The following is a 26,103-nucleotide window of genomic DNA, read 5'->3' on the forward strand; positions in this document are numbered from 1 at the left end:
GGCATGTGCAGTGATCGATTCGGAACAGCTTAAGCAAAACGTGGTCAAGGCCGTGGAGGAGATTCGTGCCACCAATCCCATGGCCGGCTCCATCACCAACACGGTAACGATTGACTTTGTCGCCAACGCGCAGCTCGCCGTGGGCGGTTCGGCCGCCATGGTCTATCTGCCCGACGAGGGCGAGGCACTCGTTGCCGGCGGCGGCGCCATCTATCTGAACATGGGCACGCTCTTCCCCATCTACGAGCAGACGATTCCCCGCGCGGCCAAGGCGGCACACGACGCCGGCAAGCCCTGGGTGCTCGATCCGGTGGGCCTGGGCATCGGCAGCCTGCGCACCCAACTGGTAAACGAACTCAAGCAGTACAAGCCCGCCATCGTGCGCGGCAATGCCTCCGAGATTATCGCGCTCGCCGGACTGTGGGGCCTTGAGGGCGAAGCGGCCGATCTGAGCCGCGTGCGTGGCGTCGATACCACCGACACGGTAGACGCCGCCCGTGATGCCGCCGTGGCGCTCGCCCGCTACACCGGCGGCGCCGTAGTGGTCTCGGGCGAAGTCGACCTGATTACCGACGGCACGACCGTTGCCAAGTCCCACGGCGGCAGCCCACTCATGTCCAAGATCACCGGCTGCGGCTGTTCGCAGGGCGGCGTGCTGGCCGTGTACGCCTGCGCCACCGACCCGTTTACGGCGGCCATCTGCGGCACCGCCGTCTACAACGTTGCCGGCACGCGTGCCGCCGCCGTCGCCGATGCCCCGGCAAGCTTTAAGGTCGCCTTTATCGACGAGCTCTACCGCGCAACCGCCCAGGACATTGCCGATAACCAACTCGAGCTCGAGGAGGCATAAGCCATGTCCAAGCCCGCAACCAATGCCGGCATGAACACACTCGTCGCTGTGGCCATCGCCCCGTGCGGCACCGGCGACGAGCTATCTGCCGAAGTCGCCGAGGTCGTACGCGTCATTCGCGAGAGCGGCCTTCCCAACCGCACCACCTCGATGTTCACCGAAATCGAGGGCGACTGGGACGAGGTCATGCAGGTCGTGCGCGACGCAACCTTTGTGTTGGCGAGCAAGGGCATCCGCACCGAAGTCGTGCTCAAAGCCGATATTCGACCCGGATTTACCGACACCATGACCGGCAAACTCGAGCGCATGGAAGCGCAGATCAAAAAGCAGGAGGAAGCACGATGAGCATCCGCGACAACCTTGATATCTCGGCCTACCTGGTACTCGGCCCCGAAAACACCCTCGGACGCCCCGTGAGCGATGTGGTGACCCAGGCGCTCGATGCCGGCTTTACCTGCATCCAGGTGCGCTCCAAGGTGGCAAGTGCCCGCGAGATTATCGCACTGACGGGCGATGCCGCGCAGGCCATCGCTCAGGCCGGCAAAACCGGACAGGTCGCTCTGCTGATCGATGACCGTCTTGACTGCGTACTCGCCGCACGCGAGCAGGGCATCGCTGTCGACGGCGTGCACGTGGGCCAGAGCGATATCCCCGTGGAGGTCTGCCGAAAGCTTCTGGGGCCCGACGCCATCGTGGGTCTTTCGGCCCGCTGCGAGGAGATGCTCGAGTACGTCAAGACCGCCGACATGAGCCTGGTCGATTACCTGGGCGTAGGCCCGCTCCACGAGACCGAAACCAAGCGCGACTGCGGACGTGCGGCCGACGGCTCCATCATCACCAAGAGCTTTGAGGACCTGGCTGCCCTCCATGCGGCAAGCCCCGTGCCCATCGTGGTGGGCGGCGGCGTCAAGACGGCCGACCTGCCGCAGCTCAAGACTACCGGCGTCGACGGCTTCTTTGTGGTGAGCGCCGTCTGCAGTGCCGACGACCCCTACGCCGCAGCCAAGGAGCTCGTCGATACCTGGCAGCAGGCATAGGCCCATGCCAAGCAGCTGCTCCGCAGCCCCATATCTTCAATAGCGGAAAGCGCATCCCAGTTTGGACGTCCATTCTGGGATGCGCTTTCCGCCGTGGCCCCTACCCCGCCAGATACGCTTCCAGCGCCGACAGCGTCGCCTCCGCATCGCGACGGCCGATCTGATAGATGCGCTCGAGCTCATCGGGCTCGCGGCACAGCGACGGCACCTTCACCGATTCGCTCGGCCGCACCACAAAGATCTCGCCAGCGGCTTCGCGGCGCGCCAGGTCATCGAGCGTGGCATTGTAGACCTCGTGCCGATGCTCAAGAGCCGCGACAAACTCCGGATAGTGACGATACACGCGACGCAGCATGGGCATCACGCTATTGGGTTGCTTTACAAAGCCCGCCGGCTGCGTCAGCACCACCACGTTGCGGTCATAACCCTGCTCAAACAGCCAAGTGCTGGGAATGGAATCGGCAACACCGCCATCCAAGTACTTACGACCCTCGATGGCAACAGGACGCGTCGCCACGGGAATCGCCGACGACGCCCGGATCCACTCAATATCGCGCTCGTCTCCATAGGGCAGGTCGTGGTAGACGGCCTTGCCCGTCTCGATATCGGTACACACGCACGTAAACCGCATGGGGCAGGCGCGATATGCCTCCAGATCGATAGGATCGCGCTCGATAGGCACCTCGTGATAGGCAAACTCGGCATTGAACATATCGCCGGTTCGTAGCCAGCTCGTCACGCTCGCATAGCGCTTGTCGGCACAATAAGCCTTGTTGTAGCGAATGGCGCGGCCAATCTGGCGCGATTTAAAGTTGTAGCCAAACGCCGCGCCCGCCGAGACGCCCACCATATGGTCGCAGGTTAAGCCATGCTCCATCCATACGTCGAGCACGCCCGCCGTATACATACCGCGGTAGCCGCCTCCCTCGAGCGCAAGCCCCACCGTGCGCGTCGTATCTGGCTGTGCCATGCAACCATCTCCGTTCTCATGCTTTTGAACTAAACAAGTATATCTGTCAACATATGCCGTCAAAAACGTGTTTATAAGCATTTATCGAACGTTTCCCGATGTATCCCCATGCCGCACCGCAATGCCCCTAGATGGCCTTGGGCATGAACGCCCTTAAGAACGTTGCGAAATAAACATCGCCTGCACCGTGCCAACGCCGTCGCACACAACGTGAGATAATTCTCAGCAGAATTCACCGATAGCAGATGGAGTTTGTGATGAAGGTTCTTTTGGTCAATGGCAGCCCCAAGGCAAACGGCAACACGGCCCGCGCACTCGCCGAGGTCGCCGAGCAGCTCAACGCCGAGGGCATCGAGGCCGAGATGTTTCAGCTGGGCGCCAAGCCTATTCGCGATTGCATCGGTTGCGGCCAGTGCGGCAAGCTCGATTGCCGTTGCACCTTTGACGACGATGTGGTCAACGAGCTGATTGCCGCTGCCGAGCAGGCAGACGGCTTTGTCTTTGGCTCGCCCGTCTACTACGCACATCCCAGCGGACGCATCCTCTCGGCACTCGACCGCGCATTCTATGCAGGCAGCAAGGCCTTTGCGCACAAGCCGGGCTCCGCTGTCGCCGTTGCCCGCCGCGGCGGCACGTCGACCACCTTCGACGTGCTCAACAAGTACTTCACCATCAACCAGATGCCCGTGGTAGCATCCACCTACTGGAACAACGTCTTTGGTGCCATGCCGGGTGAGGCCACCCAAGACGCCGAGGGCCTCGCCACCATGCGAAACATCGGCAATAACATGGCCTGGCTACTGCGTTGCATCGAGGCGGGAAAGGCCGCCGGCATCGAAGCCCCCCAGGCCGATCGCGCTAGGACCAACTTCATCAGGTAGAACGGCGGAACCAAACAATGAACGTGCAGATCTTCGGTACCAAAAAGTCCTTCGATACCAAGAAGGCGCAGCGTTATTTTAAGGAGCGCCGTATTAAGGTGCAGTTTATCGACCTTAAGGAAAAGGAGATGAGCAAGGGCGAGCTCACGAGCGTGATGCAGGCGGTCGGCGGCATCGACAAGCTGCTCAACCCCAAAGCCAAGGACGAGGAGACGCTCGCGCTCATCCAGCATCTCACCCCCAGTCAGCGCTTTGATAAGCTGCTCGAGAACCAGCAGGTTCTGGCCGAACCCATCGTGCGCAACGGCAAAAAGGCCACCGTCGGCTATTGTCCCGACGTATGGGGAGCCTGGGAGTAGCCTGTGTTATTTGCCCGTGCGTGGGTATAAGAGCAGGCGTTTGGCATAAGATTCATCTGTAAGCCATGTCTAACAAAGGAGGGCACATGCCCAACAAACCCGTGAAGATCATCATGCTTACCGGATACCTCGGTGCCGGCAAGACCACGCTGCTCAACCACATCCTCGCTAACGACGGCGGCATCCGCGCCGCCGTGATCGTCAACGATATCGGCGAGATCAATGTCGACGCCAGCCTTATCGCCGACGGCGGCCTGTCCGAGACCGACGACCTCATCCCGCTCACCAACGGCTGCATCTGCTGCACGCTTTCGGACGACCTTGCCAACCAGCTGCAGGGCATCGCCGATTCGGGCAACTTCGACTACATCATCATCGAGGCATCGGGTATTTGCGAGCCCATCCCCATCGCCTACACCATCTCGAGCTTCTGCGACGCGGCCAAGGTGGGCGGCGAACCCAAGCTCGCGCTCGACAACATCGTGGCCGTGGTCGATTGCGCCCGCATGTATGACGAGTTCAACGGCGGTCGCGACCTGCTGGCCGAGGATATCGACGAGGACGACATCGAGAGTCTGCTCATCCAGCAGATCGAGTTTTGCTCCACGCTGATCCTCAACAAGACCGATACCGTCACGCCTGAGCAGATCGCCGAGCTCAAGGCCATCGTGCGTAGCCTGCAGAAGGACGCCGTGATTGTCGAGGCCCAAAACGGCGAGGTCCCCATGGAGGAGCTGCTCGACACCGACCGCTTCGACTTTATGCGCGCCTACAACTCCGCCGCCTGGATCGAGGCCATGGAGCATCCCGAGGAGCACGAAGACCCCGAGGTACTCGAGTATGACATCGAGACCTTTGTATACTCGCGCCGCAAGCCGTTTGACCTGCAGAAGTTCACCGATTTTGTTGAGCAGGAGTGGCCCGACGAGGTCATTCGCGTTAAGGGTCCGCTGTGGCAGACCGGCGATCCGGACATGTGCTACATGTTTGAGCAGGCCGGCCACCAGATGCGCCTGATGGAAAACGGCCTGTTTGTCGATTCTGCGCCCGAGGGCGAGAAGCAGAAGATTATCGACGAGAACCCCGAAATCATGCAGATTTGGGACGACGAGACGGGCGACCGCATGACGAGCCTGTGCATCATCGGCCGTCACATGGACAAGGACGCGCTCATCGCCGCCCTCGATGCCTGCCTGACCGACTGGCACCGCGCCTAGGTTATCGAAGCGGGCATTTTCCGCCCACGTAACCGCCAAACCACCACGAAGGTGCCCTTCGTGGTGGTTTTTCATTCTGAGCCAAGGAGATTCATGTTCAATATCGTGCTGTACGCGCCCGAGATTCCGGCCAATACGGGCAATATCGGCCGCACCTGCGTGGTCACCGGTACCCGCCTGCACCTGGTGGAGCCGCTGGGCTTTTCGCTCGACGACAAGACGGTACGTCGCGCCGGCCTGGGCTACTGGCAAAACTTGGACGTGACGATCTATGCCGGCTGGGAGGATTTCCTTACGCGCAACGACCTCTCCCCCGCCGACGAACGCCTGCACCTGCTGACCAAAAAGGCGCGCCGCACCTATGCGCAAAGCACCTACCGCGACGGTGACTATCTGGTCTTTGGCAGTGAGAGCTCGGGGATTCCCGAGCCACTGCTTGCCGCGGCGCCCGAGCGCTGTGAGCGCATCCCGATGCTGCGCGATTGCGACTCACTCGATAACGCCGAGGCTTGGGAAGCCCACGAGGAGGCGCTCGGACATACCGAGGACAGCCACGAAGCCATCCTTCGGCAGGATATCTGCGGCAACTTTATCGACCCGGCCGACTACCGCATTAGTGCACTCAACCTCTCCAACAGCGCCGCCATCGTCCTCTACGAGGCCCTGCGCCAAACAGGCTTTCCGGGAATGTGACAAAGGAACTGTTCCTTTGTCACATTCGGTTATAGGTAGCGACCGGTGATGCTCTTGGGGCAGGCCGCGATGTCGTCCGGCGTGCCGGCGCAGACGATTTGCCCGCCGGCGTCGCCACCGCCCGGGCCCATGTCGATCACGTAGTCGGCGTTACGGATAAGGTCGAGATCGTGTTCGATCACGATAACCGTGGCGCCCTTGGCAACGAGGCCGTCAAACACGTTCAACAGCACCTGAACATCGAGCGGATGCAGGCCGATCGTGGGCTCGTCAAATACGAATACGGCATCATCCTGCACGCGGCCCATCTCGCTCGCGAGCTTAAGGCGCTGCGCCTCGCCGCCCGAAAGCGCCGGTGTGGGCTCGCCAAGTGTCAGGTATCCCAGCCCCAGATCGTGAAGCGTCTGCAGGCGTGCCTGAACTTTCTTGAGTCCGACGGTCGCGTCGAGGGCCTCATCCACGCTCATATCCATAAGTTGCGGCAACGTAAGCAGGCTGCCGTCCTTTCCCTCGCGATGGACATGTGATGCTGCGTCTGCATAACGCGAGCCACGGCATGCAGGGCAGACGATCTCGACATCGGGCAAAAACTGCACGTCAAGCGATATCGATCCCGTGCCATCGCACGTAGGGCAACGCAAAGCGCCGGTGTTGTAGCTAAAGGCACCCGCCTTATACCCCGCCGCCTTGGCCTCGGGCGTGCGGGCGAAGGCACGGCGCAGCTCATCGTGGATGTCGGCATAGGTCGCCACCGTCGAGCGCACGTTGGCGCCGATGGGCGTGGCGTCAATCAGGTTGGCGCGCGCGATACCCTCGGCATCGACCCAACGCACGCGTCTGGGCAGGCGCTCGCCGGCCGCCTGCGCCTTGAGTGCCGGGATGAGCGTCTCGAGCACCAGCGTCGTCTTGCCCGAACCCGAAACGCCCGTCACCGCGACAAGGCGGCCGCGCGGGATATCGACTTCGAGTGGTTTGACGGTATGGATGGCACCGGTCGCCATGCGGATATGGCCTTGGTCGAACATTTCGTCGTCAGCCACCTGCGGGCGCAGACGCTTGGGCTCTGCGCGCAAAAACGGGGCGATGCGGCTGTCCTGCGATTGTTCGACCTCACCCACCGTACCGGCGGCGATTACATGACCGCCGCCTGCTCCAGCAACGGGGCCCATCTCGACCAGATAGTCGGCTTCCGCCAGTACGCGCGTGTCGTGGTCGACAACAACCACGGTGTTGCCGTCGTCCACCAGATCGCGCATCACGTCCACCAAGCCGTCGACATTGGCAGGATGCAAGCCGATCGAAGGCTCGTCCAGCACATACAGCACGCCCGTCGATCGGTTGCGCACCACGCGGGCAAGCTGCACGCGCTGGCGCTCACCCGTAGACAGCGTGGCACCGGCGCGGTCGAGCGAAAGGTAATCGAGGCCCAGATCGATCAGGCGGCGAGCCGTACTCAAAAACGAATCGCAGATGTCCGTCGCCATGGGCCGCATCTCGGTCGGCAAGGATGCGGGCACCCCACGCACCCACTCAATCGCCTCGCCCAGCGTCATGGCCGCCGCCTGCGCCAGATTGATACCGCGCACCTGAGACTGGCGCGCGGCCTCGGAAAGACGCGTGCCTCCGCAGTCGCGGCACGGCCCCTCGTGCAAAAAGCGTGCAACGCGCTTGAGCCCCTTATCGTCCTTAACCTTGGCGAGCGCATTCTCGACGGTATAGACGGCGTTGTAATAGGTAAAGTCGAGCGGCGTGGCGCCCTCGCCATTTTTGGGAACGTAGAGAATGTGCTTCTTAACTGCCGGGCCATGGAACACGATGTCGCGCTCTTGAGGCGTGAGCTGGTTAAACGGCACGTCGGTACGCACGCCCATCTCGCCGGCCACCTGCTTCATCAGGTCCCACATGAGCGTGCCCCAGGGAAGCACCGCGCCCTCGTTGATGGTCTTTGACTCGTCGGGCACCAGGCTCGCCTCGTCCACCTCGCGCATAATGCCGGTGCCGCCGCAGGTGGGACACGCGCCGCCGCTGTTAAAAGCAAGGTCCTCGGCCCCCGGCGCAAAGAACTCACGGCCGCATGCGGGGCACGTGAGCGACAGGCCCGCCGCCACGTTAAGGCTCGGCTCCACACGCGCCCCGCAATGCGGGCACACGTGATGGGCGCAGCGGCTAAAGAGTAAACGCAGGCTGTTGTTGAGCTCGGTCATGGTGCCAAAGGTCGAACGCACGCCCGGTACGCTGGGGCGCTGATGCAACGCGAGCGCCGCCGGCACGTGCAGCACCTCGTCCACCTGTGCGTGCTCGGCCTGCGTCAGACGACGGCGGGTATAAGTGCTGAGCGCCTCCAGATAACGACGCGAGCCCTCGGCATACAGAACCCCCAGCGCCAGCGAGCTCTTGCCCGAACCCGACACGCCGGCAATGCCCACGAGCCTTCCCAGCGGAATATCGATATCGATGTCCTTGAGGTTGTGGACACGCGCGCCGCGTACCTCAATAGCGCTTGGTTGTTGCGACACCGTCATCGCTCCCCTTCCTGTTAGCCGAACGTGGCAAAGGGACTGTCCTTTTGTCACGTTACTCGCACTGTGCTCGCCCGCGCCAGTCTTCGCAGGTCAAATAGGTAAAGTACTCGGTACGCACATCGCCCATAAGCTCGCAGGGCACGTCGCGCTCAACGTGATGTGGCACGAACCCACATTTTTGTTGGACGCGTAACGACTTGTTATTGCCCTCATAGTATCCGCACCAAAGCGCCTTGCAGCCAAGCGTTTCAAACGCATAGCGTTGCATAGCTCGCACTGCTTCCGGAGCAAAGCCTCGACCCCAAAACGGCTTGGCGATCCAATACCCCACCTCGAGCTCAAGTCCAACGCTTTGGCCGTTCGATTCGCAGCGCGGCGGCATGAGTCCAATGCTGCCCACGGGCTCGTCTGTCTCGGGCAGGCAAATGGCAAAGATATGGGGCGCCGTGAAGACCGTCTGAATGATCTCTCTGCTTTCCTCAATGCTTCGATGGGGTGGCCAGCCCGCAGCCGGCCCCACGTCCGGGTCGCTCGCGTATGCAAACAGGCTCGCCGCATCCGTCTCGCGCCACGGACGAAGCACCAAGCGCTCAGTATGAATCACCACGTTTCAACCTCTCAATTATCGATGTGACAAAGGGGCTGTCCCTTTGTCACATGTAGCCGAAAAATTCCGCGTCGGCGGGGCGATAGGGGCGGAAGGTGGCGGGATCGATCTTTACGTGTGCCGCGGCGGGCACGTCGTACCATTTGACCGTATAGCCGGCGCCGTGGGCGCAAAAGACCGAATCGGGCGTGTTGGGCAGATCGGCCTCGGGCTCGTAGGCGGCCGTCTCGATGACGCGCTCGGCATCATGGCATGCCGCATAACCGGCGAACTCCAGGTACAGATGTCCGCGGCCGCTCGTGTAGGCAGCCACCTCCAGCGCGTAATCCTGTACCTCGGATGCTGGCACGCGACCCACAAGCTTCGCCCGGTCGCCCGCCATCGCCGGCGGCTCGTACTCGGCGCCCATGCGCGTGACATCCGAAAGCGCCCTGCCCACGCAATCTCCCGGCACCTCGAGCTCAAAGTGGTACCACGGCTCCAACAGCACCGCCGCACCCGCCTCGCGTGCCCGCATCAAACCCTGACGAATCGCGCGGTACGTGGCCTGGCGAAAATCACCGCCCTCGGTGTGTTTGGCATGTGCACGGCCACCCGTAAGCGTAATGCGCACATCGGTGATGGGCGAGCCGGTCAACACGCCCAGGTGATCGCGCTCCATGGCGTTGGTGAGTGCCAAACGCTGCCAGTTCAGATCGAGCTCGTCGGTCGAGGTCACGGTGCCAAACTGCACGCCCGAACCCGCTGGCAGCGGCTCCAGGCGCAGGTGCACCTCGGCGTAATGGCGCAGCGGTTCAAAGTGGCCCACGCCCTCGACCGGCTGCGAGATCGTCTCCTTATAGAGAATGCCGCCGGGCTCAAACTCAATCGAAAGGCCAAAGCGATCGGCCAACACCCGCTGCACGACCTCTAGCTGCACGGCGCCCATCAACTGCAAGTGAATCTGCTCAAGATGCGTATTCCAGCTTACGCCGAGCATGGGGTCTTCGTCCGCCAACTCGGTCAGCGCTTTAAACACCGCATGGACATCATGTTCGCCCGGGAGCACCGTATAGGTAAGGACCGGCGCAATGACGGGCGCATCGCACCCGGGCTCCGCACCCAAGGCATCCCCCGGGCGAACGTGCGCAAGACCCGTCACGGCACAAATACCGCCAGCGGCAACTTCCTGGGCAAGCTCGTACTTCTCTCCGTTATAGATGCGCACCTGATCGACTTTCTGCCCCCATACCTCGGCACCGGAGCGCCCCTCGATCATCTGTTTTGCACGTAGCGCGCCGCCGGTCACTTTAACCCAAGCCAAGCGCTCGCCACGAACACCTCGGCTGACGCGATAGACACGCGCGGCGAACTCCGGGGCCCACGCCTGTTCACGCATCAGCGTGCACATGCCATCCAGCAGCTCGCCCACGCCCTGGTCCTTGAGCGCCGAGCCGGCAAAGCAGGGAAAGAGCTTGCGCTCGACAACCATGCGCGACAGCGTTGCGACAGAAAGCTCGCCCGTCTCAAGAAACTCATCGAGCGCCGCCTCGTCCAACGCAGCAGCGTCCTCCTGAACGGCACCACCCGCCAGTAGTTCGCTGGCATCTAGGCAGCCCTCGGAAAGGCGCTGCCCAAGTTGTGCCAGTAAAACATCGCGGCCGGAATTCTCCAAATCAATTTTGTTGATAAAGACGAACGTCGGGATGTCATAGCGCGCAAGCAGGCGCCACAGGGTTTCGGTGTGTCCCTGCACGCCGTCGTTGGCGCCCACAACCAAAATCGCGTAGTCGAGCGCGCGCAATGTGCGCTCTGCCTCGGCAGAAAAATCGACATGCCCCGGTGCATCCACGAGCATGACGTGGGCATCTCCGTGGTCGAGCACGGCCTGCGACGAGAAAATCGTGATGCCGCGCTCGCGTTCGATAGCGTTGGTATCCAGGTGCGAGTCGCCGTCGTCCACACGGCCGCGCTTGCGAATGCGACCTGCGTTGAACAGCATGGCCTCGGCCAGCGTAGTCTTGCCGGCATCGACATGCGCCAAGATTCCAACGACCGCTTGCTTCGACATGGCTCTCCTCTTATTGCAAGCCCATCGCACGTGGCAACGGGCACCCTCGTTCCACACTGGATGATACAATTTACGGGCCGGCGGGCGAAGCGGGCCCTATCCCCCGACCGAGCTCATCGCCCCGCGTTGCCGCGCGGCGATTTTCGCAGGTTCGCGCCTTGCGAAAGCCGGCTTGCAAAACAGCGCATCGAACGAAAATGGCCCCGCCCGGGGCCATTTTCATGTACATGGATTGTTGATACGCGTCCTCGCTCTTATGCCTCGCGCAGCCAGTCGAACGCAACACGCGGCGTGCCGTCCGACACATACACGACTCCGGCGCGCTCGAACCCCGCCTTCATGCTCGCACCCTGCATGGGCAGGTTGTCCGCGTGCGTATCGATACGCAGATGGTCGGCACGCTCCTTGGCAAAGGCAAACATCGCGGCCGCGATACCGTGCACGGTGCCGTCGGACGCCACGCGGTGCAGCACGGCGTACGGAGTGTCGCTACGCCACTGACCGTCCTCGATGACGTCATAGCACTCGTCCGGGCCCGGCAAAAAGGCAAACGTCGCCACCACGCGACCGTCGACTTCGCACACATAGCTGCCGCCGGCGGCGATATCGGCAGTCAGCTGCTCGGCCGAAGGCGTGCCCTCGGGCCACTGCGTGGCGTTGCCATGCGCGCGCATAAAGGCGCGGGCGACGTCATAGATGGCCATGACGGCAGGAATGTCGGTATCGAGGGTTTTTCTGATCATCACGCGGCGACCTCACGTTTATTGGTATCACTTTGATTGAGCAATGATACCAGCGTTTGGAAAGGACACGAAGCAGATGGGGAGCAAAAAGCGAGCCGCCTGGTCAAAGGCCAAAAGCGAGTTTTTGGGCGCTGCTACGGGCGGCGATATGAGCGACCTGTTTGCGCGCGAGGATGAGCGCCGCGACGCCCTGGACGCCGAGCGAGATGAGGCCTGGCGCTACAAGTCGTGCGAGCGAAAAAACCGTTACGACACGCGCGCCGAGGCCGAGGCAGTTATGGCTGACTGCGAAAACCGCGGACGCCGCGGGCTGGCCTGCTACAAATGCGAGTACTGCGGCGGCTGGCATCTGACGTCGCATCCATGGAAATAGACGCCGCATCGGCACGGCACTGACGGAGCGCCAACCATCGCACGCAAGCTACGGGCGCGGCGGCACCAAAACATCGTAGCGAACGGCCTTGCCCGCAAGCTGATAGCTCGGCTTAACGCCGGCAAGCAGCGGCCCCTTCACTGGCCGCTTGATAACAACCTTGCGCGGGCACGACGCAAGAGCAGCCTCGACCAGCGTCTCCTCATCGGCACACGGCTGCTCCAAATGGTGCAAGAGCTGGAACTTCTTTTTAACCGCCGCGCTCTTGGTGCGCTCGGGAAACATGGGGTCCAAATACACCACATCGGGAGCCGCGAGCTCACCGCGCTCGACCAGCTCAGCCGTATGGCGAAGGCCGGCAATGCTGTCCTCGCCCGCATGCAAGCGCATGCGTGCCACGGCAGCCGCAAGCGCCGGATCATCCGCCGCGCGGTCCAAGGCATCCTTGAGCAATGCCGCAATCACGCAATCCTGTTCATACAGATCGACGGTAAAGCCCGTGGCGGCCAGCAGCAGCGAATCCTCGCCAAAGCCTGCCGTGGCGTCAATCGCCCATGGCTGCTCGATGCCTTTTGTGCGCGCAGCCTTCACCAGCAGCTCTTGCTGCAGACGGCCCTGCTTGAGCCGTGGAAGCATGCGGGCAAAATCGGCACGCAGCTCCATCGCGCCGTCGGTGAGCGTGAGGCCCTCGGGCTTCCCGGTCAGCTCAAGCCCCGCGGCCCGAGCAACAGAAAAGGGATCGACGACGCCCATGGGCACTCCTTTACAAGCAAAATGAATACGTGAGCGCCGCCCCTGTCGGCACTCAACCGTCCGCTATTGTCCCACATGCGACATGGCCCACAGCATCCCAATGCAAAGCACCGCCATCAATCCCGTGCATACGGCAGCGATCACAGAATCACTCATGCGCCTTCCCAACGACCGCGGCTCGCGCACTTGCCCTGTTCCGTACATCATGGCTCCTCCTTAGACCAACTCCTTGTCACGACCTCATCATCGCAGCGCCGCACATGTGCTGCCATCGATTTGGCTTACGTCCAGCTTTCCTTTTTGAAAGATTGCTCTGCACAGGCGAGAAGCGCTTTCTAGCACACACGCCGTCACGTTGAACTACAATGTGCTTCACGATATGTGCAGCTTATGGGACGCGCCAGACTGGCAGCGCCCGAATCGAAAGGACTACCTATGAGCGCCGCGCGCAAGACACTCAAAATCCTTGCCCTCATCTATTTTGTTTTGGGCATCGCCAGCCTCGTCATCGGAATCGCCGGCATCGCGACCGGCAAATTTGAATCCATCTACGGATCGAACGCCATACTCGCTGCTGTCGTTGTGATTATCAAGGGCGTTGTCGATCTTGCCGCAGGTGTTGCGGGCATCAAGGGTGCCAACAAGCCTTCGCAGGTGGATGGCGCGTTTAAGCTCGGTATCGTTGCCGCGGTCGCTACGCTCGTCCAGGCTGTGCTTACCCTTCCCGCGCTCGGCGGCAGCGCCGTCAATATCGGCGCCTTTGTCATCGTGGTCTACGACCTGTTCTTTATTCAGCAGGCGCACGCCGTGAAGGCCGAAAACAAGGACCGTCTGTAAGCGCTCGCTTCTCATAACCTCTGCAGCCAAGCAACTAAAAAGGGCCGATCGCGCAGCAACGCGGTCGGCCCTTTACGTTAGCCCAGATAAAACCCGCCAAAATAAACCTGTCCCTTTTTTGTAGGTTAGCTGTGGCGGTACTCGGCGATGATGAAGTCGATGTCGGTCTGAAGGGTATCGAGGTTTGCCAGGCGTGCTTTGTCGGCGGGGCGCGTGCGGTAGTAGTACGGCGTCATCTGGAACACCGCCTCGATGTCGGCCTGGGTCTGAAGGGTGATAGAGGCTGTCACGCGCCGCGTTCCGACCAACTCGAGCTCGGTAGTCTTCGGCAGCTTCTCGTCATTGAGGTATGGCCTGTCGTAGAGCACCTCCTTGAGCCCAAACAGGTGATGGGCACCCGGCACCACGGTGTAGAGCGAGCCCTCGGGCACCAGCACGCGAGCAAACTCGCGCTCGTTAAAGGGAGCAAAGAGCTCGGTCACCATATCGAAGGCGCCATCTGCCACGGGGATATCCTTCATGTTGGCCACAAAATAGGTCGCATCGCCGCGCTTGGCGGCCAGGCGCACCATCTCTTTGCCCAGGTCGAAACCGTAAGCATCCACGCCCGGCACCGCACCCATGGCACTGGTGTAGTAGCCCTCGCCGCAGCAAATATCGAGCAGCGTCATGGGGCCATTCGCAGACGTTGCACGTCCAGACACCTGCTTGCGCACCAGCTCGACCATCGCATCGCGCAACGGCGCGTAGTAACCGCGGTTAAGAAAGTCGCGACGACTGCGCGCCTGCGACTTGGGATCGCCCATGGAGTCGCCGCTCTTGGACGAGCGCAGCAGATAGAGATAGCCCTCGCGCGCACGGTCAAACCGGTGTCCGCCCGCGCATGTAGCACCGCGCTCGTCGTCCACCAACGGCTCATGGCAAACGGGACACAACAACATGGCAACTCCTTAGCGCGAACAACACAACGCCCACCATTGTCGCACGCCTTCCCCACCTAGTCATCGGGGACGTTATTGAATGACCAGTCGTTTAAGAACGTCCCAACGACTATCTAAGTACCGACTGGTTGCATTAGGAGTATCATCGTCTGCGCAAATAAGCACGAAATAGCATATTAGAGATTGAGAGTGTATGGCCGATACCGCATCTAAGCACATTGACATGACCACCGGCTCGCTGTGGCGCAATATTCCCCTGTTCGCCTTCCCCGTGGCCGCCACGAGCATCTTGGAACAGCTATCGAACCTCATCGCCACGGTCATCATCGGCAACTTCTCGGGCGACCAGGGAACCCTTGCCATGGCAGCGGTCGGCTCCAATGTTCCGATTACCAGTCTTATGCTCAACCTGTTTATCGGCATGTCGCTTGGCTCAAATGTGGTCATCGCCAACGCTATCGGCCGCAACGATCAGAACATGGTCAAACGTGCCGTCCATACCTCGGTTTTAATGGCGCTCGTGGGCTTTGTCGTCATCGCGCTGGGCGAGATCTTTGCCGAGCCCATGCTCGCCGCGCTCAACGTTCCTGCCGAAACCATGCCGCTCGCTTCGCTCTACCTGCGCGTCTTTTTGCTCAGCATGCCCTCGATCTTGCTCTACAACTTTGAGGCCGCGATCTTCCGCTCCGTCGGCATCACCCGCATGCCGCTGCAGGCGCTTGCCGTGTCCACCGTCCTCAACATTGGCCTGGACCTCATCTTTGTCCCCGTACTTCACTGGGGCGTCGCGGGCGTCGCCATCGCCACCGCCATCGCCTACACCGTCAGCGCCGCTACGCTCTTTATCCGCCTGCTCAAGACCGACTCTGTCGTCCGCGTCACCCCGCGTGACTTGGCTATCGACCCCGTCGCCCTCAAGCGCATCGTCAAGATCGGCCTGCCCGCCGGCATCCAAAGCGCCGTCTTTGCCGTCGCCAACATCATCATCCAGTCCGCCATCAACAGCCTGGGCACCGAGGTCATGGCGGCATCGAGCGCCGCCATGAGCTTGGAGTACGTATGCTACAACCTGCTCAACAGCTTTAGCCAGGCTTGCACCACCTTTGTGGGACAAAACCACGGTGCCCGCCAGATCGACCGCTGCACCAAAACGCTCAAGGTCTGCCTGGTCGAAGGCGGTATCGTCGCGCTCACCACAATTATCGTTATTGTCGGCCTGGGGCGCGAGATCTTGTCGCTGTTCAACAGCGATCCCAACATCGTCTCGATCGGCTATATCCGCGTGTGTTCGATCTTCCCGGCGTACGCCTTTAGCATGTTCTACGAAAACATGTCCGGCTACCTGCGCGGCTTTGGTATCTCGCTCACGCCCGCCCTCATCACCATGATCTGCGTCTGCGGCATCCGCTTCTATTGGGTGTTCTGCGTGTTCCCGCACTTCCGCACCTTTGCGAACATCATGATGGTCTACCCCATCAGCCTGGGCACCACGGCGTTCTTTATGGTCGTGGCGGTGCTACTCTGCCACCCGGCACGCACCTATCGTGTCACCCAAGCCAAAGCGACAGCCCGCTAAACACCGCACTCAACGCCGCGCCAGTCATTAATTGACAATATGCGAGCTCATATAGTCGATAAAGCGCCTCGTGGCGATGGGCATGGTGTCCCAGCTGCGCCAGGCCGCCACTACGTCGCGCGAGGGGGCGTGCACGATGGGACGTACGCGAATATCGGCACGCATGCCCTCCACAGTACGACGGTAGAGCATGCTCACGCCTAGGCCCTCCTCCACCATCGCCATGATGGTGTAGTCGTCGGTGACCTCGCTCGTCACGTGCGGCGACAGGCCATGCGCCGCGAATGCATCGAGCACCAGGCTCTGTTCGCCCTCATCCAGAAGCACAAACGGCTCGGAAGCCAGGTCGGCGAGTGTCACCTTTTCCTTTGCCGCCAGCGGATGCGCGACAGGCAACAGTGCCACCAACTCGTCGTGATAGACCACGCGCTTCTCGAGGCCAGCGGTAAACCCGCGTGCTGTAAAGCAAAAATCGACCACGCCATCGTGCACCCATTGGGCGTTGCGCGTGTAGTCGCCCTGCTTAAGGGTAAAGCGTACGCCCGGGTGCAGCGCCCCAAAGTCGCGGATCACACGCGGTAACACGGTTCGACTCACGTTGGTAAACGTCGCGATGCGAATATCGGTCGACGAAAGCCCCAGCAACTCCTGGCGCTTGCCCTCGAGCTCAGCCTCGGCAGTCACAATCTGGCGCAGATACGGCAGATATTGTTTACCGTCGCGCGTAAGCGAAACGCCCTGCTTACCGCGCTCGATAAGCGTGGTACCCAGCTCGCGCTCGAGTGCCTTGACGGCCTGGCTCACCGCACTTTGCGTATAGCCCAGCTCGTCCGCCGCGCCCTTAAGACTGCCGCGATCGACCACCATACAAACAATCTGATACCGCGATGCCATCGCACCTCCACATCAATGCAGCCGTAAAACGTTTTGCCAGGGCTTTTTCTGCCAACATTAGTATTTCTTAATCATACTGAAGATACATTCGCTTTACTACATCCATATCTGGGAGCAGAATCCTTTTTGCGAAACCGTTCTGTAACAAAAGGAGTCCCATGGATCGCAAAAAAGCAATCGCGCTCTCATTTTCCGTTCCCGTCGCATGGGGCTTTTCGTATCCCCTCATGAAGATCGGCATGGACAGCATGAACGCCACGAGCATCGTCGCGCTACGCTGCATCATCGCCTTTGTGGTCTGCCTGCTGCTCTTCCACAAGCACGCGTTGCGCATCAACCGCGACCTTATGGTCCGTGCCGCCATCATCGGCGCCATTATGGCAACCGAGCTCACCTGCATGTGCCTGGGCTCCAGCCTCACCTCTGCCTCCACTGCCGGCTTTTTGCAGAGCCTGACGGTCGTAATCGTGCCGTTTGCCAACGCCGCCCTGCTGCGCCGCGCCCCCGAGCGCAAAGTGCTCGTCGGCACCGCCATCGTCACCTGCGGTATGTTGCTGCTCTCGGGCGCCGACTTCACTAGCCTGAACCCGGGCGCGCTCATCATGCTGCTCTCCGCCTTTGTCTACGCCGGACACATCATTGTGGCGAAGCGCTTTGTCGAAGATGTCGACCCGCTGGCTCTGGGCGTTTGGCAGCTGGGCTTTGGCGGCTTGTTCTCGGGCATCGCCGCATTCACCTTTGGCGGCTTCACGCTTCCCAGTACGCCCAGCGAGATCGTGGTCGTCATTGCGCTCGCACTCATCTGCTCTGCTTACGGCTTTATCACCCAAACGCTCGTGCAGCCCCATGTGCCTGCCGAGACCACCGGTTTCGCCTTCTCGCTCGAGCCGGTATGCTCTGCCGTCTTTTCGTTCTTCCTGGTCGGCGAAGTCCTGAGCCCCATCGCCTTCTTTGGTGCCGCCCTCATCCTCACCGGCGTCATGGTGGCAACCGTCGAACTTCCGCGCCTTCGCGCGCATGGACAGGCTCGCATGGCAGGAGCGCCCGAGCACGTCTCGTAGACCCCGCTCTTCATACAGCCGTGGCATAAAGGCAACCGGTGCGCCTTTACAATAGATGCCAACAGAGCATCTGCCATAAAGGAGCCCCATGGACACCGCAACCCGCGACCTCAACATAGCAACTTGGTTGGGCAATGCGCCGCAGCCGGTACGTGACACTACGAACCAGCTGCTCGAGCGTATCGCCCTTTTGCGTGCCGAGCAGACCATCTACCCGGCACAAGACGACATCCTCAATGCCCTCGCCTACACGCCGGCCGACCAGGTCAAGGTTGTCATCTTGGGTCAAGACCCCTATCACGGACCCAACCAGGCCATGGGGCTGTCGTTCTCGGTCCCCGCGACGCAAACCAAGTTGCCGCCGAGCCTGCGCAACATCTACAAGGAACTCAATGCCGATCTGGGTTGTCCCATTCCCTCCACGGGAGACCTAACCCCATGGGCACAGCAGGGCGTCCTGCTCCTCAACACCACGCTCACCGTGCGCGAGCATGCCGCGAACTCGCACGCCAAGCTGGGCTGGAGTACCCTGACCGACTACATTATCGAACGCTGCTACCAGCTGCCCCAGCCGGTAGTCTTTTTGGCATGGGGCCGCTTTGCCCAGCAGATGGTCGAAGGCAAGCTCGCCACGACCGGCGCGGGCAAGGCAACCGACAAGTTCTGCCTGGCCTCTACGCACCCCTCGCCGCTTTCGGCCAACCGTGCCACGGCAGAACTCCCCGCTTTTATGGGGTCGCGTCCCTTCTCCGCTGCCAATCGGTTACTCGAACAGCACGGCTCGACCCCCGTTAACTGGACTTGGCTCGGATAAAAATCGATACATCGAAAACGCGCCCGACAGCTTTCCATCGGGCGCGTTTCCTATTCGGGCCAAATAAATTGCGTGCGGCCGGCCTCGCCGCCATCGATCAGCAGGCTCTGCCCGGTCATAAACCGGTTGGTCACGCCCACAAAGTAGATCCACTCGGAGATCTCTTGGGCGGTGGCCCAGCGCTTAAGCGGCGTGAGTTCCATAATCTGGCTCCACAGGTGTTCGTCTTCCATCACGCAACGGTTGAGCGGCGTGATCACGCCACCCGGGTCCACACTGTTGGCGATGGCCTGCGGCGCCAGGCGGTTTGCAAGGTTCTTGGTGTAGGCGATAACGCCGCCCTTGCTGGCGGCATAGTCGGGAAACTCCGATCCCGTATGCCCGCTCGCCGACCCCACATTGACCACGGATTTGATAGCCGGTGTCGGCTTGGCGGCAAGCCCCTCCCCCACAAAGGCATAGCGCTCGGTCACGTTGATGGTGCCACGCAAGTTGGCGGCAATATCGTCGGCCGAATCCTGCACACCGGCAACGTTCACGATTACCTGTGGCTCAAGGTCGCCTGGAAACGAGTCAGGCTCGCGGACATCAACGATCAGATGGCGGTAGCGCTCGTGTTCGATCGCCGCCGGCAGCAGATCAAAGCCCACGACCTCGTGGCCCTCGTCCAAAAAGCGCTGCACGCACGCGGCTCCGATACCACCCGAAGCACCCGTGATCAAAACCCGCATGCTTGCTCCTTAGGCGGTTGCATGGCGCTTGAGGTACTCGGCGCCCACATTCTCGCGCTCCCAGCTGCGCACGACCTTGTAGCCCACGGGGCTCAGGAAGACCTCGCACAGCAGCTCGGCAACAGCGCCGGTCAGCGAGCACATAAGAACCTGCACCCAGGTCCAACCAAAGAACGTGTGGCTCACCACAATGGCAAAGACTAGGTTGTCGATAAACTGGCCGACACCCGTAGACACATAGGAGCGGAAGGCAAAGCTCGCAAAGTTATTCTTTTTGAGCATGCGGCCGAGCGACTGGTTGAGTGTGGAGTTAACCACGGCAGAGACGAGCATTGCCAGCGAAGAGCCCAGCACCACATACCAGGTGCCACCGATGGTGGCGTTAAGGGCAGTGTTGACCTCGATCATACCCGTGTCGTAGTAGGCGCCCCACATGCCGGGCGTGAGCGAGCATGCCCAAAAGCACAGGCTCACGGCCAGGTTGACCGCCAACGCGAGGATAGAAATTTTGATGGATGCCTTGGCGCCAAAGCGCTTGCAAATCATGTCCTGGCACAAAAACGAAACCCAGCTCACCACAAAGCCGCAATCGAGTGCCAGATACGGCAGGCTGATAAGCTCCTTGTTGGCCAGCAGGTTCATCATGATAACGCTCACGATAAACAGCGAAACCGTTGCCGCGGGAATGCTCCGCAACAGGACCTTGTAGTCCTCCATGACCTTCTTGATCATTATGTACTCCTTTGGTTTTAGGTTTAACGAGCAGGATATCGGACCCGAACTGCTCGGCCGCCACGGTCTTGAGGCGACGGTGGGTATGATAGCCGCTCACACGGCGGCAGGCAAGCAAGCGGCGCGGCAGCCCCACAGGACCACCGCGCCGGCGCACTAAAACGTTACGTTGCCAAACTCCGACAGGACAAGGTCGGGGTTGTGGTCGGTCGCCCAGTCAACATTCCACGGGCTCGTAAACAGCAGCAGTTTGCCGCCGCGCATGTCCTCGACGCGCAAGGTGTCACGCGTGAGCGAAAGGCCCGGGATGTCGATGGTGTCGGGGTCGTTCTGGATCCAGCGGATGTCCGTATAGGGCAGCGGCTGACGACGGACTTCAACACGGTACTCGGCCTTAAGGCGGCGCTCGAGCACCTCAAACTGCAGTACGCCGACCACGCCCACGATGACGCTCTCCATGCCGGCACCCAGCTCGCGGAAGATCTGGATGGCGCCCTCCTGGGCAAGCTCCTCCATGCCCTTCACGAATTGCTTGCGCTTGAGCGTGTCGACCTGCGTGATGCGGGCGAACATCTCGGGGGCAAACGTCGGGATCTGCGGATACTGTACGTGGCGCTTGCCAGAGCACACGGTGTCGCCGATGCTAAAGATACCCGGATCGAACAGGCCTACGATATCGCCCGCGTACGCCTCGTCCACGATGGCGCGGTCATCGGCCATCATCGACGTGCCCGTGGCAAGCTTGAGCTTACGGTTGCCCTGCACGTGGAAGGCATCCATGCCGCGCTCGAACTTGCCCGAGCAAATGCGCACAAAGGCGATACGGTCGCGGTGGTTCTTGTCCATGTTGGCCTGGATCTTAAACACAAAGCCGCTAAAGTCGTCGCGGCACGGATCGACCGGCTCGCTGGTGAGCGTATCGGTATAGGCGCGCGGCGTCGGGGCCAGGCGCAAGAACTCCTTGAGGAAGGGCTCCACGCCAAAGTTGGTGAGCGCCGAGCCAAAGAACGCCGGGCTCAGCTTGCCGCAGGCCACGGCATCCAGGTCGAGCTCGTCGCCGGCGCCATCGAGCAGCTCGATGTCGTCCATCAGGTTCTTGTGGTTCTCCTCGCCAATAAGCTCATCCATGGCGGGGTCGCCCAGCTCGGCCTCGACCTCGGCGACCTTCTTGGTGGCGTTGGCGTGACCGTCGCCCTCAAAGGCGATGACGCGACGGGTCTGACGGTCGAACACGCCGCGGAAGTTACGGCCGCTGCCGATTGGCCAGTTCATGGGGTACGTATTGATGCCCAGGACGTTCTCGATCTCTTCCATGAGCTCAAACGGATCGCGGGCCTCGTGGTCGAGCTTGTTCACAAAGGTAAAGATGGGAATGTGGCGCAGCGTGCAGACCTTAAAGAGCTTTTTGGTCTGGGCCTCGACGCCCTTGGCGCCGTCGATGACCATGACCGCGGCGTCGGCGGCCATAAGGGTACGGTAGGTATCCTCCGAGAAGTCCTGGTGGCCGGGAGTATCGAGGATGTTGACGCAGGCGCCGTTGTAGGTGAACTGCAGTACCGAGGAGGTAACGGAAATACCGCGCTCCTTCTCGATGTCCATCCAGTCCGAGACGGCATGCTTGGCCGAACTCTTGCCCTTGACCGAGCCGGCGGTCTGGATGCTGCCGGTATAGAGCAGCAGCTTCTCGGTAAGCGTGGTCTTACCGGCGTCCGGGTGGCTGATGATCGCGAATGTGCGGCGCGACGAGATTTCATCCGACAGGCTTGCCATGCGGATCCTTTCTTGCATTGAGTGCATTACGTCGTTGAAACCGTACTATTGTAGCCGCGAAATCCCGCCACAGGGCACCTATCAGGACAAATTCATCAGCCAAGCTCGCTGTGCACCGGGCAGCCGCCTCAAGGACTGTCTCGATCTGTAACAGATAGACGGGTTTTAGCGTTCCTGGTGTTACAGATTGAGATAAACGGCTGGGAAGATCGACACCGTCTCAATCTCGTCTCAATCTGTAGCAGAAAGACGGGTTTTGAGCCTCCACCTGTTACAGATTGAGATAAACCGGCAGGAAGGCAACCAATGTCTCAATCTGTAACATCTAGCCGCCCAAATCGACTCTTACTGTTACAGATTGAGACAAATAGACAGGCGGGCAAATAACATCTCAATCTGTAACAGCAAGCGACCCAAAACGGACCTAGGTGTTACAGATTGAGATTGTTTTGAAGTAAGCGCGACACTGGCAGGCTATTCCACATTTCCTCTTGCATAACTGTGCATAGTGTATATATACTGTGCTTACCGGTTATATACACGTGTAGCCCAACAGCTAAGGAGCCGCTGTGGACATCATCCTATCCAATTCGAGCGACAAGCCCATCTATGAGCAGATCTCCTCGCAGGTCAAAGCTCAGATCCTTTCGGGCGCACTCGCTGCAGGAGCCAAACTCCCCAGCATCCGCGCGCTCGCGAGCGACCTCGGTGTGAGTGTCATCACCACCAAGCGCGCCTATGCCGACCTGGAACAACTTGGCTTTATCTGTACCGTGCAGGGCAAGGGCTGCTTTGTCGCCGAGGGCAACCAGGAACTCTTGCGCGAAAACCAGCTTTGCCATATCGAAGAGTTGCTTGCGCAGGCCGCTACGCAGGCCGAAACCCTGGGCGTCACGCGCGACAAATTGCACGAGATGCTCGACCTTGTAGCCCCCGAAACCATGCAGTAGCCATCTGCAAGAAAGGCTATACCATGCAAAACTTGCTAGAACTCAAAGGCGTCTCACGCCGCGTAAGCGACCGCTTTTCCCTACGCGATGTCACACTCACCGTGGAGCCCGGCCAGATTGTTGGCTTTGTGGGCGCAAACGGCGCCGGTAAGACAACGACGATTCGCGCCGCGCTCGGACTCATAAAGCTCGATGCCGGCGAGGTGCACCTGTTTGGGCAGCACTGCGGCACCGACGCGCCCGGCGAGACACAGCGCCATCTGCGCTCCCGCATCGGTCTTGTCCTGGACACGTGTCCTTTCCCTTCCACGCTCAAGGTGGGCCAGATCGAGACGCTCGTAGGCCCGGCGCACCCCACATGGAGTCGCGAAACATTCGCCAGATTTATCGAACGATTTGGCCTTGATCCCAAAGCCAAGGTCAAAGACCTCTCCCGCGGCATGGGTATGAAGCTGCAGCTCGCCTGTGCGCTCAGCCACAATGCCAGGCTGCTCGTTTTGGACGAAGCCACCGCGGGCCTCGATCCCATGGCGCGCGAGGAGCTGCTCGATGAGCTGCTCGCCTTTGTTTCCGACGGCCAGCGCAGCGTACTGCTCTCGAGCCACATTACGTCCGACCTCGATAGCGCCGCCGATCGCGTCATCTGCATCGATAACGGTTCGATTGCATTTGACCTGCCACGCGAGGACATTACCGACCGCGCCGGAATCGCCCACTGCACGCAAGCACAGGCCGCAGAGCTCATGGCTTGCGTCGAAGGCGCCCGTGCTGCCCGCCACGCCTATAGCGTGGACGTGCTCGTGCCCAACCGCCGTGATACGCTCGAGGCTTTCCCCGAGATTCCCTGCGATCGGGCAACCATTGATGACTACCTTCGCCTCATGCTGAAAGGGGCTTCAAAATGAAACGCGCCTTTATGTCCGAGCTCGCCATCGTTCGCACGCTTATCCCGAGCATCGCGGGTGTCGGCTTATTTATATTCATCGTGATGACCCTCGCCAACGCATCGGATGGTGATTCCGGCATGAGTGCTGGCGCCTGCGCAGTCAGCGCCATGTCGCCCATCATGATCATGAACTCGCTAGCCGGCTTCGACAATCAAAACGGATGGGAGCGCTATCGGGCAACGCTGCCCTTCTCGCGCAAAGACATCGTCTGCGCACGTTACCTGTGTATCGTTGCTTTCTCGGCCATCATGGCATGTGCGGCCGCGCTGTTGAACATCGTCACCATCCCACTCTTCAATAATGCAGGCATTTTCCCGACGGGACAGGTCGTATTTGAGATCGCAATTGCCTCGGCAGCCTCGATGCTCATCTCCCTCATGATGGTGTTTTTGGCGCAGCCGCTGTTCTTTCGTTTTGGACACATGGAGGCGCTGCGCCTGTCCGTTGGTCTGTTTGCCTTGCTCGGTTGCCTTGCTATGGCCACGCTGAGCTCCTCCAACCCCATCAGCAACTGGCTCATGTCGATTGCCGGGGCAAATCCCGATTCCGCCGTCCTCGGCTGCCTGTGCGCAGGAATTGCCGTCCTGGCCCTCGCGCTATGCGCAATCAGCTGCACCGTCAGCACCAAGGTTTATCGAGTACGCGACCTGTAATCGACAGCTAAAGGACTTGGGCGGCACCCCACCTCATTTACTAGATAAGACGAAGCAGTAACAACGTCGTTACCACCCTTCACGGCATGCCGTTCACTTCTCGGAAAAACATTCACCTTCAATTCGAGCCCTAACCAAATGGCTCCCCGGAACATGGCCCCGTCTCGCCGCGGCCATATCAAACCTTCATGGTGGGGCGGTATCCTTATGTCCATAAAACTCGCAGGATAAACCCATTATCCAAGGAGGCATCGCACCCGTGTCGTGGGTCGTCGCAGCATTTGCGTCAGCATTCTTTGCCGGCATCACATCCATCTTGGCCAAATGCGGTATCAAGCAGACCGACTCCGATATCGCGACGGCCATTCGCACCTGCGTGGTGCTCGTTTTCGCCTGGGCAATGGCGGGCATTTCTAGATCCATTGGGACCATTGGCAGTATCGAACCCAGATCCTGGCTCTTTCTCGTCCTCTCGGGACTCGCTACAGGTGCTTCGTGGATCTGTTACTTTAAGGCGTTGAGCATCGGAGACGTCAATAAGGTCGTACCGGTCGACAAGATGAGCACCGTGCTCGCCGCGCTGGTCGCCATCGCGCTTTTTGGTGAGACGAGCAACCTTGCGGTTAAGCTCGTGGGAACCGCTGTCATCACCCTCGGCACGTTTTTAATGATCGAGAAGAAGCAGTCCGCCGGACCCGAGCAGCAGCAAGACCGGACCTGGCTCGCTTACGCCCTCGGCGCCGCCGTGTTCGCGGCACTCACCTCCATCCTCGCCAAGATCGGCATCGAAGGCGTCGAGTCAAACCTGGCCACGGCAATCCGCACCTGCGTGGTACTGGTTATGGCATGGGCAATCGTGGCAGCCAAGGGAAAACTGGAGCAGGTCGCGCACGTTGACCGGCGCGAACTCACATTTCTCGTAACATCGGGCATCGCAACCGGAGCATCGTGGCTGCTCTATTACTACGCCATCGCTGCAGGCCAGGTGAGCGTCGCGGTGCAGATCGACAAACTATCGATTGTCGTATCGGTACTATTTGCGCGTCTGGCATTCAACGAAAAACTCTCACGACGCAGCGCCATCGGTCTCGCCCTCATCGTACTGGGCACCGCCGCGCTTGCAATTTGGAAGTAGCGCCGAT

The 26,103-nt window shown here is 60.6% G+C and carries 26 protein-coding genes and 2 pseudogenes; 17 read left to right on the forward strand and 11 right to left on the reverse strand.

Annotation, left to right across the window (positions count from 1 at the left end):
• The first annotated feature begins 10 nt into the window (after nucleotides 1–10).
• Genes thiM through DXD49_RS04805 form a run of 3 tightly spaced genes read left to right on the forward strand, consistent with a single transcriptional unit; the run spans nucleotide 11 to nucleotide 1,887 of the window.
• Nucleotides 11–850: a hydroxyethylthiazole kinase gene (gene thiM, locus DXD49_RS04795; protein WP_117743297.1), complete on the forward strand. Its 840-nt coding sequence runs from the start codon at nucleotides 11–13 to the stop codon at nucleotides 848–850.
• Between the two features lie 3 nt (nucleotides 851–853).
• Nucleotides 854–1,195 carry a thiamine-binding protein gene (locus tag DXD49_RS04800; protein WP_233541750.1) on the forward strand — a complete coding sequence of 114 codons (342 nt, stop codon included), beginning with the start codon at nucleotides 854–856 and terminating at the stop codon, nucleotides 1,193–1,195.
• Nucleotides 1,192–1,887: a thiamine phosphate synthase gene (locus DXD49_RS04805; protein WP_117743298.1), complete on the forward strand. Its 696-nt coding sequence runs from the start codon at nucleotides 1,192–1,194 to the stop codon at nucleotides 1,885–1,887. Before DXD49_RS04800 ends, DXD49_RS04805 begins: the two co-directional genes overlap by 4 nt.
• Before the next feature lie 100 nt (nucleotides 1,888–1,987).
• On the opposite strand, the gene DXD49_RS04810 is transcribed toward DXD49_RS04805, so the two are convergent.
• Nucleotides 1,988–2,857 carry a patatin family protein gene (locus DXD49_RS04810; RefSeq protein ID WP_117794362.1) on the reverse strand — a complete coding sequence of 290 codons (870 nt, stop codon included), beginning with the start codon at nucleotides 2,855–2,857 and terminating at the stop codon, nucleotides 1,988–1,990.
• 257 nt (nucleotides 2,858–3,114) lie between these two features.
• Between DXD49_RS04810 and DXD49_RS04815 the strand changes: the two genes are divergently transcribed.
• From DXD49_RS04815 to DXD49_RS04830, 4 genes are all read left to right on the forward strand, one after another.
• Entirely contained in the window at nucleotides 3,115–3,738 is a 624-nt protein-coding gene (locus DXD49_RS04815) for a flavodoxin family protein (RefSeq protein WP_117794363.1), read from the forward strand.
• A gap of 17 nt (nucleotides 3,739–3,755) precedes the next feature.
• Nucleotides 3,756–4,097 carry an arsenate reductase family protein gene (locus DXD49_RS04820; RefSeq protein ID WP_055252194.1) on the forward strand — a complete coding sequence of 114 codons (342 nt, stop codon included), beginning with the start codon at nucleotides 3,756–3,758 and terminating at the stop codon, nucleotides 4,095–4,097.
• Nucleotides 4,098–4,183: 86 nt separating this feature from the next.
• Entirely contained in the window at nucleotides 4,184–5,314 is a 1,131-nt protein-coding gene (locus DXD49_RS04825; protein WP_117794364.1) for a GTP-binding protein, read from the forward strand.
• Between the two features lie 93 nt (nucleotides 5,315–5,407).
• Nucleotides 5,408–6,007, forward strand: a complete 600-nt coding sequence (locus tag DXD49_RS04830) for a tRNA (cytidine(34)-2'-O)-methyltransferase (RefSeq protein WP_117794365.1) — start codon at nucleotides 5,408–5,410, stop codon at nucleotides 6,005–6,007.
• A 29-nt stretch (nucleotides 6,008–6,036) separates the two neighbouring features.
• Here the strand turns inward: DXD49_RS04830 and DXD49_RS04835 are convergent, their stop codons facing one another.
• The 4 genes from DXD49_RS04835 to DXD49_RS04850 form a co-directional block, all read right to left on the reverse strand.
• Nucleotides 6,037–8,529: an excinuclease ABC subunit UvrA gene (locus DXD49_RS04835; protein ID WP_117794366.1), complete on the reverse strand. Its 2,493-nt coding sequence runs from the start codon at nucleotides 8,527–8,529 to the stop codon at nucleotides 6,037–6,039.
• Nucleotides 8,530–8,581: 52 nt separating this feature from the next.
• Complete coding sequence (locus DXD49_RS04840) at nucleotides 8,582–9,136, reverse strand: GNAT family N-acetyltransferase (RefSeq protein ID WP_117794367.1); 555 nt, start codon at nucleotides 9,134–9,136, stop codon at nucleotides 8,582–8,584.
• Nucleotides 9,137–9,182: 46 nt separating this feature from the next.
• Nucleotides 9,183–11,186: a translation factor GTPase family protein gene (locus DXD49_RS04845; protein ID WP_117794368.1), complete on the reverse strand. Its 2,004-nt coding sequence runs from the start codon at nucleotides 11,184–11,186 to the stop codon at nucleotides 9,183–9,185.
• 254 nt (nucleotides 11,187–11,440) lie between these two features.
• Nucleotides 11,441–11,929: an N-acetyltransferase gene (locus tag DXD49_RS04850; RefSeq protein ID WP_117734562.1), complete on the reverse strand. Its 489-nt coding sequence runs from the start codon at nucleotides 11,927–11,929 to the stop codon at nucleotides 11,441–11,443.
• A 76-nt stretch (nucleotides 11,930–12,005) separates the two neighbouring features.
• Between DXD49_RS04850 and DXD49_RS04855 the strand changes: the two genes are divergently transcribed.
• On the forward strand, nucleotides 12,006–12,302 hold the full coding sequence (locus DXD49_RS04855) for a hypothetical protein (RefSeq protein ID WP_055310006.1): 297 nt from the start codon (nucleotides 12,006–12,008) through the stop codon (nucleotides 12,300–12,302).
• A 48-nt stretch (nucleotides 12,303–12,350) separates the two neighbouring features.
• Here the strand turns inward: DXD49_RS04855 and DXD49_RS04860 are convergent, their stop codons facing one another.
• On the reverse strand, nucleotides 12,351–13,055 hold the full coding sequence (locus DXD49_RS04860; protein ID WP_117734563.1) for a class I SAM-dependent methyltransferase: 705 nt from the start codon (nucleotides 13,053–13,055) through the stop codon (nucleotides 12,351–12,353).
• A gap of 435 nt (nucleotides 13,056–13,490) precedes the next feature.
• On the opposite strand from DXD49_RS04860, the gene DXD49_RS04865 reads away from it, so the two are divergent.
• On the forward strand, nucleotides 13,491–13,892 hold the full coding sequence (locus DXD49_RS04865; protein WP_117734564.1) for a hypothetical protein: 402 nt from the start codon (nucleotides 13,491–13,493) through the stop codon (nucleotides 13,890–13,892).
• A gap of 125 nt (nucleotides 13,893–14,017) precedes the next feature.
• Here DXD49_RS04865 and DXD49_RS04870 read toward each other — a convergent pair whose 3' ends face one another.
• Complete coding sequence (locus DXD49_RS04870) at nucleotides 14,018–14,833, reverse strand: putative RNA methyltransferase (protein ID WP_117734565.1); 816 nt, start codon at nucleotides 14,831–14,833, stop codon at nucleotides 14,018–14,020.
• 193 nt (nucleotides 14,834–15,026) lie between these two features.
• On the opposite strand from DXD49_RS04870, the gene DXD49_RS04875 reads away from it, so the two are divergent.
• The gene (locus tag DXD49_RS04875) at nucleotides 15,027–16,409 is read left to right on the forward strand and encodes an MATE family efflux transporter (protein ID WP_117763680.1); all 1,383 of its coding nucleotides are present in this window, start codon (nucleotides 15,027–15,029) and stop codon (nucleotides 16,407–16,409) included.
• Between the two features lie 27 nt (nucleotides 16,410–16,436).
• Here DXD49_RS04875 and DXD49_RS04880 read toward each other — a convergent pair whose 3' ends face one another.
• A complete protein-coding gene (locus DXD49_RS04880; RefSeq protein ID WP_117734567.1) occupies nucleotides 16,437–17,303 on the reverse strand; it encodes a LysR family transcriptional regulator in 867 nt (288 codons plus the stop codon).
• 158 nt (nucleotides 17,304–17,461) lie between these two features.
• Here DXD49_RS04880 and DXD49_RS04885 point away from each other — a divergent pair, with 158 nt between their 5' ends.
• Both DXD49_RS04885 and DXD49_RS04890 read left to right on the forward strand, forming a co-directional pair.
• Complete coding sequence (locus tag DXD49_RS04885) at nucleotides 17,462–18,364, forward strand: DMT family transporter (protein WP_117734568.1); 903 nt, start codon at nucleotides 17,462–17,464, stop codon at nucleotides 18,362–18,364.
• Nucleotides 18,365–18,452: 88 nt separating this feature from the next.
• The gene (locus DXD49_RS04890; RefSeq protein ID WP_117734569.1) at nucleotides 18,453–19,178 is read left to right on the forward strand and encodes a uracil-DNA glycosylase; all 726 of its coding nucleotides are present in this window, start codon (nucleotides 18,453–18,455) and stop codon (nucleotides 19,176–19,178) included.
• Nucleotides 19,179–19,228: 50 nt separating this feature from the next.
• Here DXD49_RS04890 and DXD49_RS04895 read toward each other — a convergent pair whose 3' ends face one another.
• From DXD49_RS04895 to DXD49_RS04905, 3 genes are all read right to left on the reverse strand, one after another.
• Complete coding sequence (locus DXD49_RS04895) at nucleotides 19,229–19,909, reverse strand: SDR family NAD(P)-dependent oxidoreductase (RefSeq protein WP_117734570.1); 681 nt, start codon at nucleotides 19,907–19,909, stop codon at nucleotides 19,229–19,231.
• A 9-nt stretch (nucleotides 19,910–19,918) separates the two neighbouring features.
• Entirely contained in the window at nucleotides 19,919–20,641 is a 723-nt protein-coding gene (locus DXD49_RS04900) for a VUT family protein (protein WP_233502109.1), read from the reverse strand.
• Between the two features lie 156 nt (nucleotides 20,642–20,797).
• Entirely contained in the window at nucleotides 20,798–22,411 is a 1,614-nt protein-coding gene (locus DXD49_RS04905; RefSeq protein WP_117734571.1) for a peptide chain release factor 3, read from the reverse strand.
• Between the two features lie 569 nt (nucleotides 22,412–22,980).
• On the opposite strand from DXD49_RS04905, the gene DXD49_RS04910 reads away from it, so the two are divergent.
• From DXD49_RS04910 to DXD49_RS10050, 5 genes and pseudogenes are all read left to right on the forward strand, one after another.
• The gene (locus DXD49_RS04910; RefSeq protein ID WP_117743314.1) at nucleotides 22,981–23,361 is read left to right on the forward strand and encodes a GntR family transcriptional regulator; all 381 of its coding nucleotides are present in this window, start codon (nucleotides 22,981–22,983) and stop codon (nucleotides 23,359–23,361) included.
• A gap of 23 nt (nucleotides 23,362–23,384) precedes the next feature.
• Entirely contained in the window at nucleotides 23,385–24,266 is an 882-nt protein-coding gene (locus tag DXD49_RS04915) for an ABC transporter ATP-binding protein (protein WP_117734573.1), read from the forward strand.
• A complete protein-coding gene (locus DXD49_RS04920) occupies nucleotides 24,263–24,961 on the forward strand; it encodes an ABC-2 transporter permease (protein WP_117734574.1) in 699 nt (232 codons plus the stop codon). The genes DXD49_RS04915 and DXD49_RS04920 overlap by 4 nt, the downstream gene beginning before the upstream one ends.
• Nucleotides 24,962–25,220: 259 nt before the next feature.
• Nucleotides 25,221–25,634, forward strand: a pseudogene (locus DXD49_RS10045) (EamA family transporter); the annotation flags it as partial.
• 57 nt (nucleotides 25,635–25,691) lie between these two features.
• A pseudogene (locus tag DXD49_RS10050) lies at nucleotides 25,692–26,096 on the forward strand (EamA family transporter); the annotation flags it as partial.
• Nucleotides 26,097–26,103 lie beyond the last annotated feature (7 nt).

This window comes from Collinsella sp. TM05-38 (assembly GCF_003466445.1).
In the GTDB taxonomy this organism is placed as follows: domain Bacteria; phylum Actinomycetota; class Coriobacteriia; order Coriobacteriales; family Coriobacteriaceae; genus Collinsella.

Excerpts from the sequence above, each read along its gene's own strand:
- DXD49_RS04800 (WP_233541750.1), top strand. The coding sequence starts at position 854 with ATGTCCAAGCCCGCAACCAATGCCGGCATGAACACACTCGTCGCTGTG.
- DXD49_RS04805 (WP_117743298.1), top strand. The coding sequence starts at position 1,192 with ATGAGCATCCGCGACAACCTTGATATCTCGGCCTACCTGGTACTCGGC.
- DXD49_RS04810 (WP_117794362.1), bottom strand. The coding sequence starts at position 2,857 with ATGGCACAGCCAGATACGACGCGCACGGTGGGGCTTGCGCTCGAGGGA.
- DXD49_RS04815 (WP_117794363.1), top strand. The coding sequence starts at position 3,115 with ATGAAGGTTCTTTTGGTCAATGGCAGCCCCAAGGCAAACGGCAACACG.
- DXD49_RS04820 (WP_055252194.1), top strand. The coding sequence starts at position 3,756 with ATGAACGTGCAGATCTTCGGTACCAAAAAGTCCTTCGATACCAAGAAG.
- DXD49_RS04825 (WP_117794364.1), top strand. The coding sequence starts at position 4,184 with ATGCCCAACAAACCCGTGAAGATCATCATGCTTACCGGATACCTCGGT.
- DXD49_RS04830 (WP_117794365.1), top strand. The coding sequence starts at position 5,408 with ATGTTCAATATCGTGCTGTACGCGCCCGAGATTCCGGCCAATACGGGC.
- DXD49_RS04835 (WP_117794366.1), bottom strand. The coding sequence starts at position 8,529 with ATGACGGTGTCGCAACAACCAAGCGCTATTGAGGTACGCGGCGCGCGT.
- DXD49_RS04845 (WP_117794368.1), bottom strand. The coding sequence starts at position 11,186 with ATGTCGAAGCAAGCGGTCGTTGGAATCTTGGCGCATGTCGATGCCGGC.
- DXD49_RS04850 (WP_117734562.1), bottom strand. The coding sequence starts at position 11,929 with ATGATCAGAAAAACCCTCGATACCGACATTCCTGCCGTCATGGCCATC.
- DXD49_RS04855 (WP_055310006.1), top strand. The coding sequence starts at position 12,006 with ATGGGGAGCAAAAAGCGAGCCGCCTGGTCAAAGGCCAAAAGCGAGTTT.
- DXD49_RS04860 (WP_117734563.1), bottom strand. The coding sequence starts at position 13,055 with ATGGGCGTCGTCGATCCCTTTTCTGTTGCTCGGGCCGCGGGGCTTGAG.
- DXD49_RS04865 (WP_117734564.1), top strand. The coding sequence starts at position 13,491 with ATGAGCGCCGCGCGCAAGACACTCAAAATCCTTGCCCTCATCTATTTT.
- DXD49_RS04870 (WP_117734565.1), bottom strand. The coding sequence starts at position 14,833 with ATGTTGTTGTGTCCCGTTTGCCATGAGCCGTTGGTGGACGACGAGCGC.
- DXD49_RS04875 (WP_117763680.1), top strand. The coding sequence starts at position 15,027 with ATGGCCGATACCGCATCTAAGCACATTGACATGACCACCGGCTCGCTG.
- DXD49_RS04880 (WP_117734567.1), bottom strand. The coding sequence starts at position 17,303 with ATGGCATCGCGGTATCAGATTGTTTGTATGGTGGTCGATCGCGGCAGT.
- DXD49_RS04885 (WP_117734568.1), top strand. The coding sequence starts at position 17,462 with ATGGATCGCAAAAAAGCAATCGCGCTCTCATTTTCCGTTCCCGTCGCA.
- DXD49_RS04890 (WP_117734569.1), top strand. The coding sequence starts at position 18,453 with ATGGACACCGCAACCCGCGACCTCAACATAGCAACTTGGTTGGGCAAT.
- DXD49_RS04895 (WP_117734570.1), bottom strand. The coding sequence starts at position 19,909 with ATGCGGGTTTTGATCACGGGTGCTTCGGGTGGTATCGGAGCCGCGTGC.
- DXD49_RS04900 (WP_233502109.1), bottom strand. The coding sequence starts at position 20,641 with ATGATCAAGAAGGTCATGGAGGACTACAAGGTCCTGTTGCGGAGCATT.
- DXD49_RS04905 (WP_117734571.1), bottom strand. The coding sequence starts at position 22,411 with ATGGCAAGCCTGTCGGATGAAATCTCGTCGCGCCGCACATTCGCGATC.
- DXD49_RS04915 (WP_117734573.1), top strand. The coding sequence starts at position 23,385 with ATGCAAAACTTGCTAGAACTCAAAGGCGTCTCACGCCGCGTAAGCGAC.
- DXD49_RS04920 (WP_117734574.1), top strand. The coding sequence starts at position 24,263 with ATGAAACGCGCCTTTATGTCCGAGCTCGCCATCGTTCGCACGCTTATC.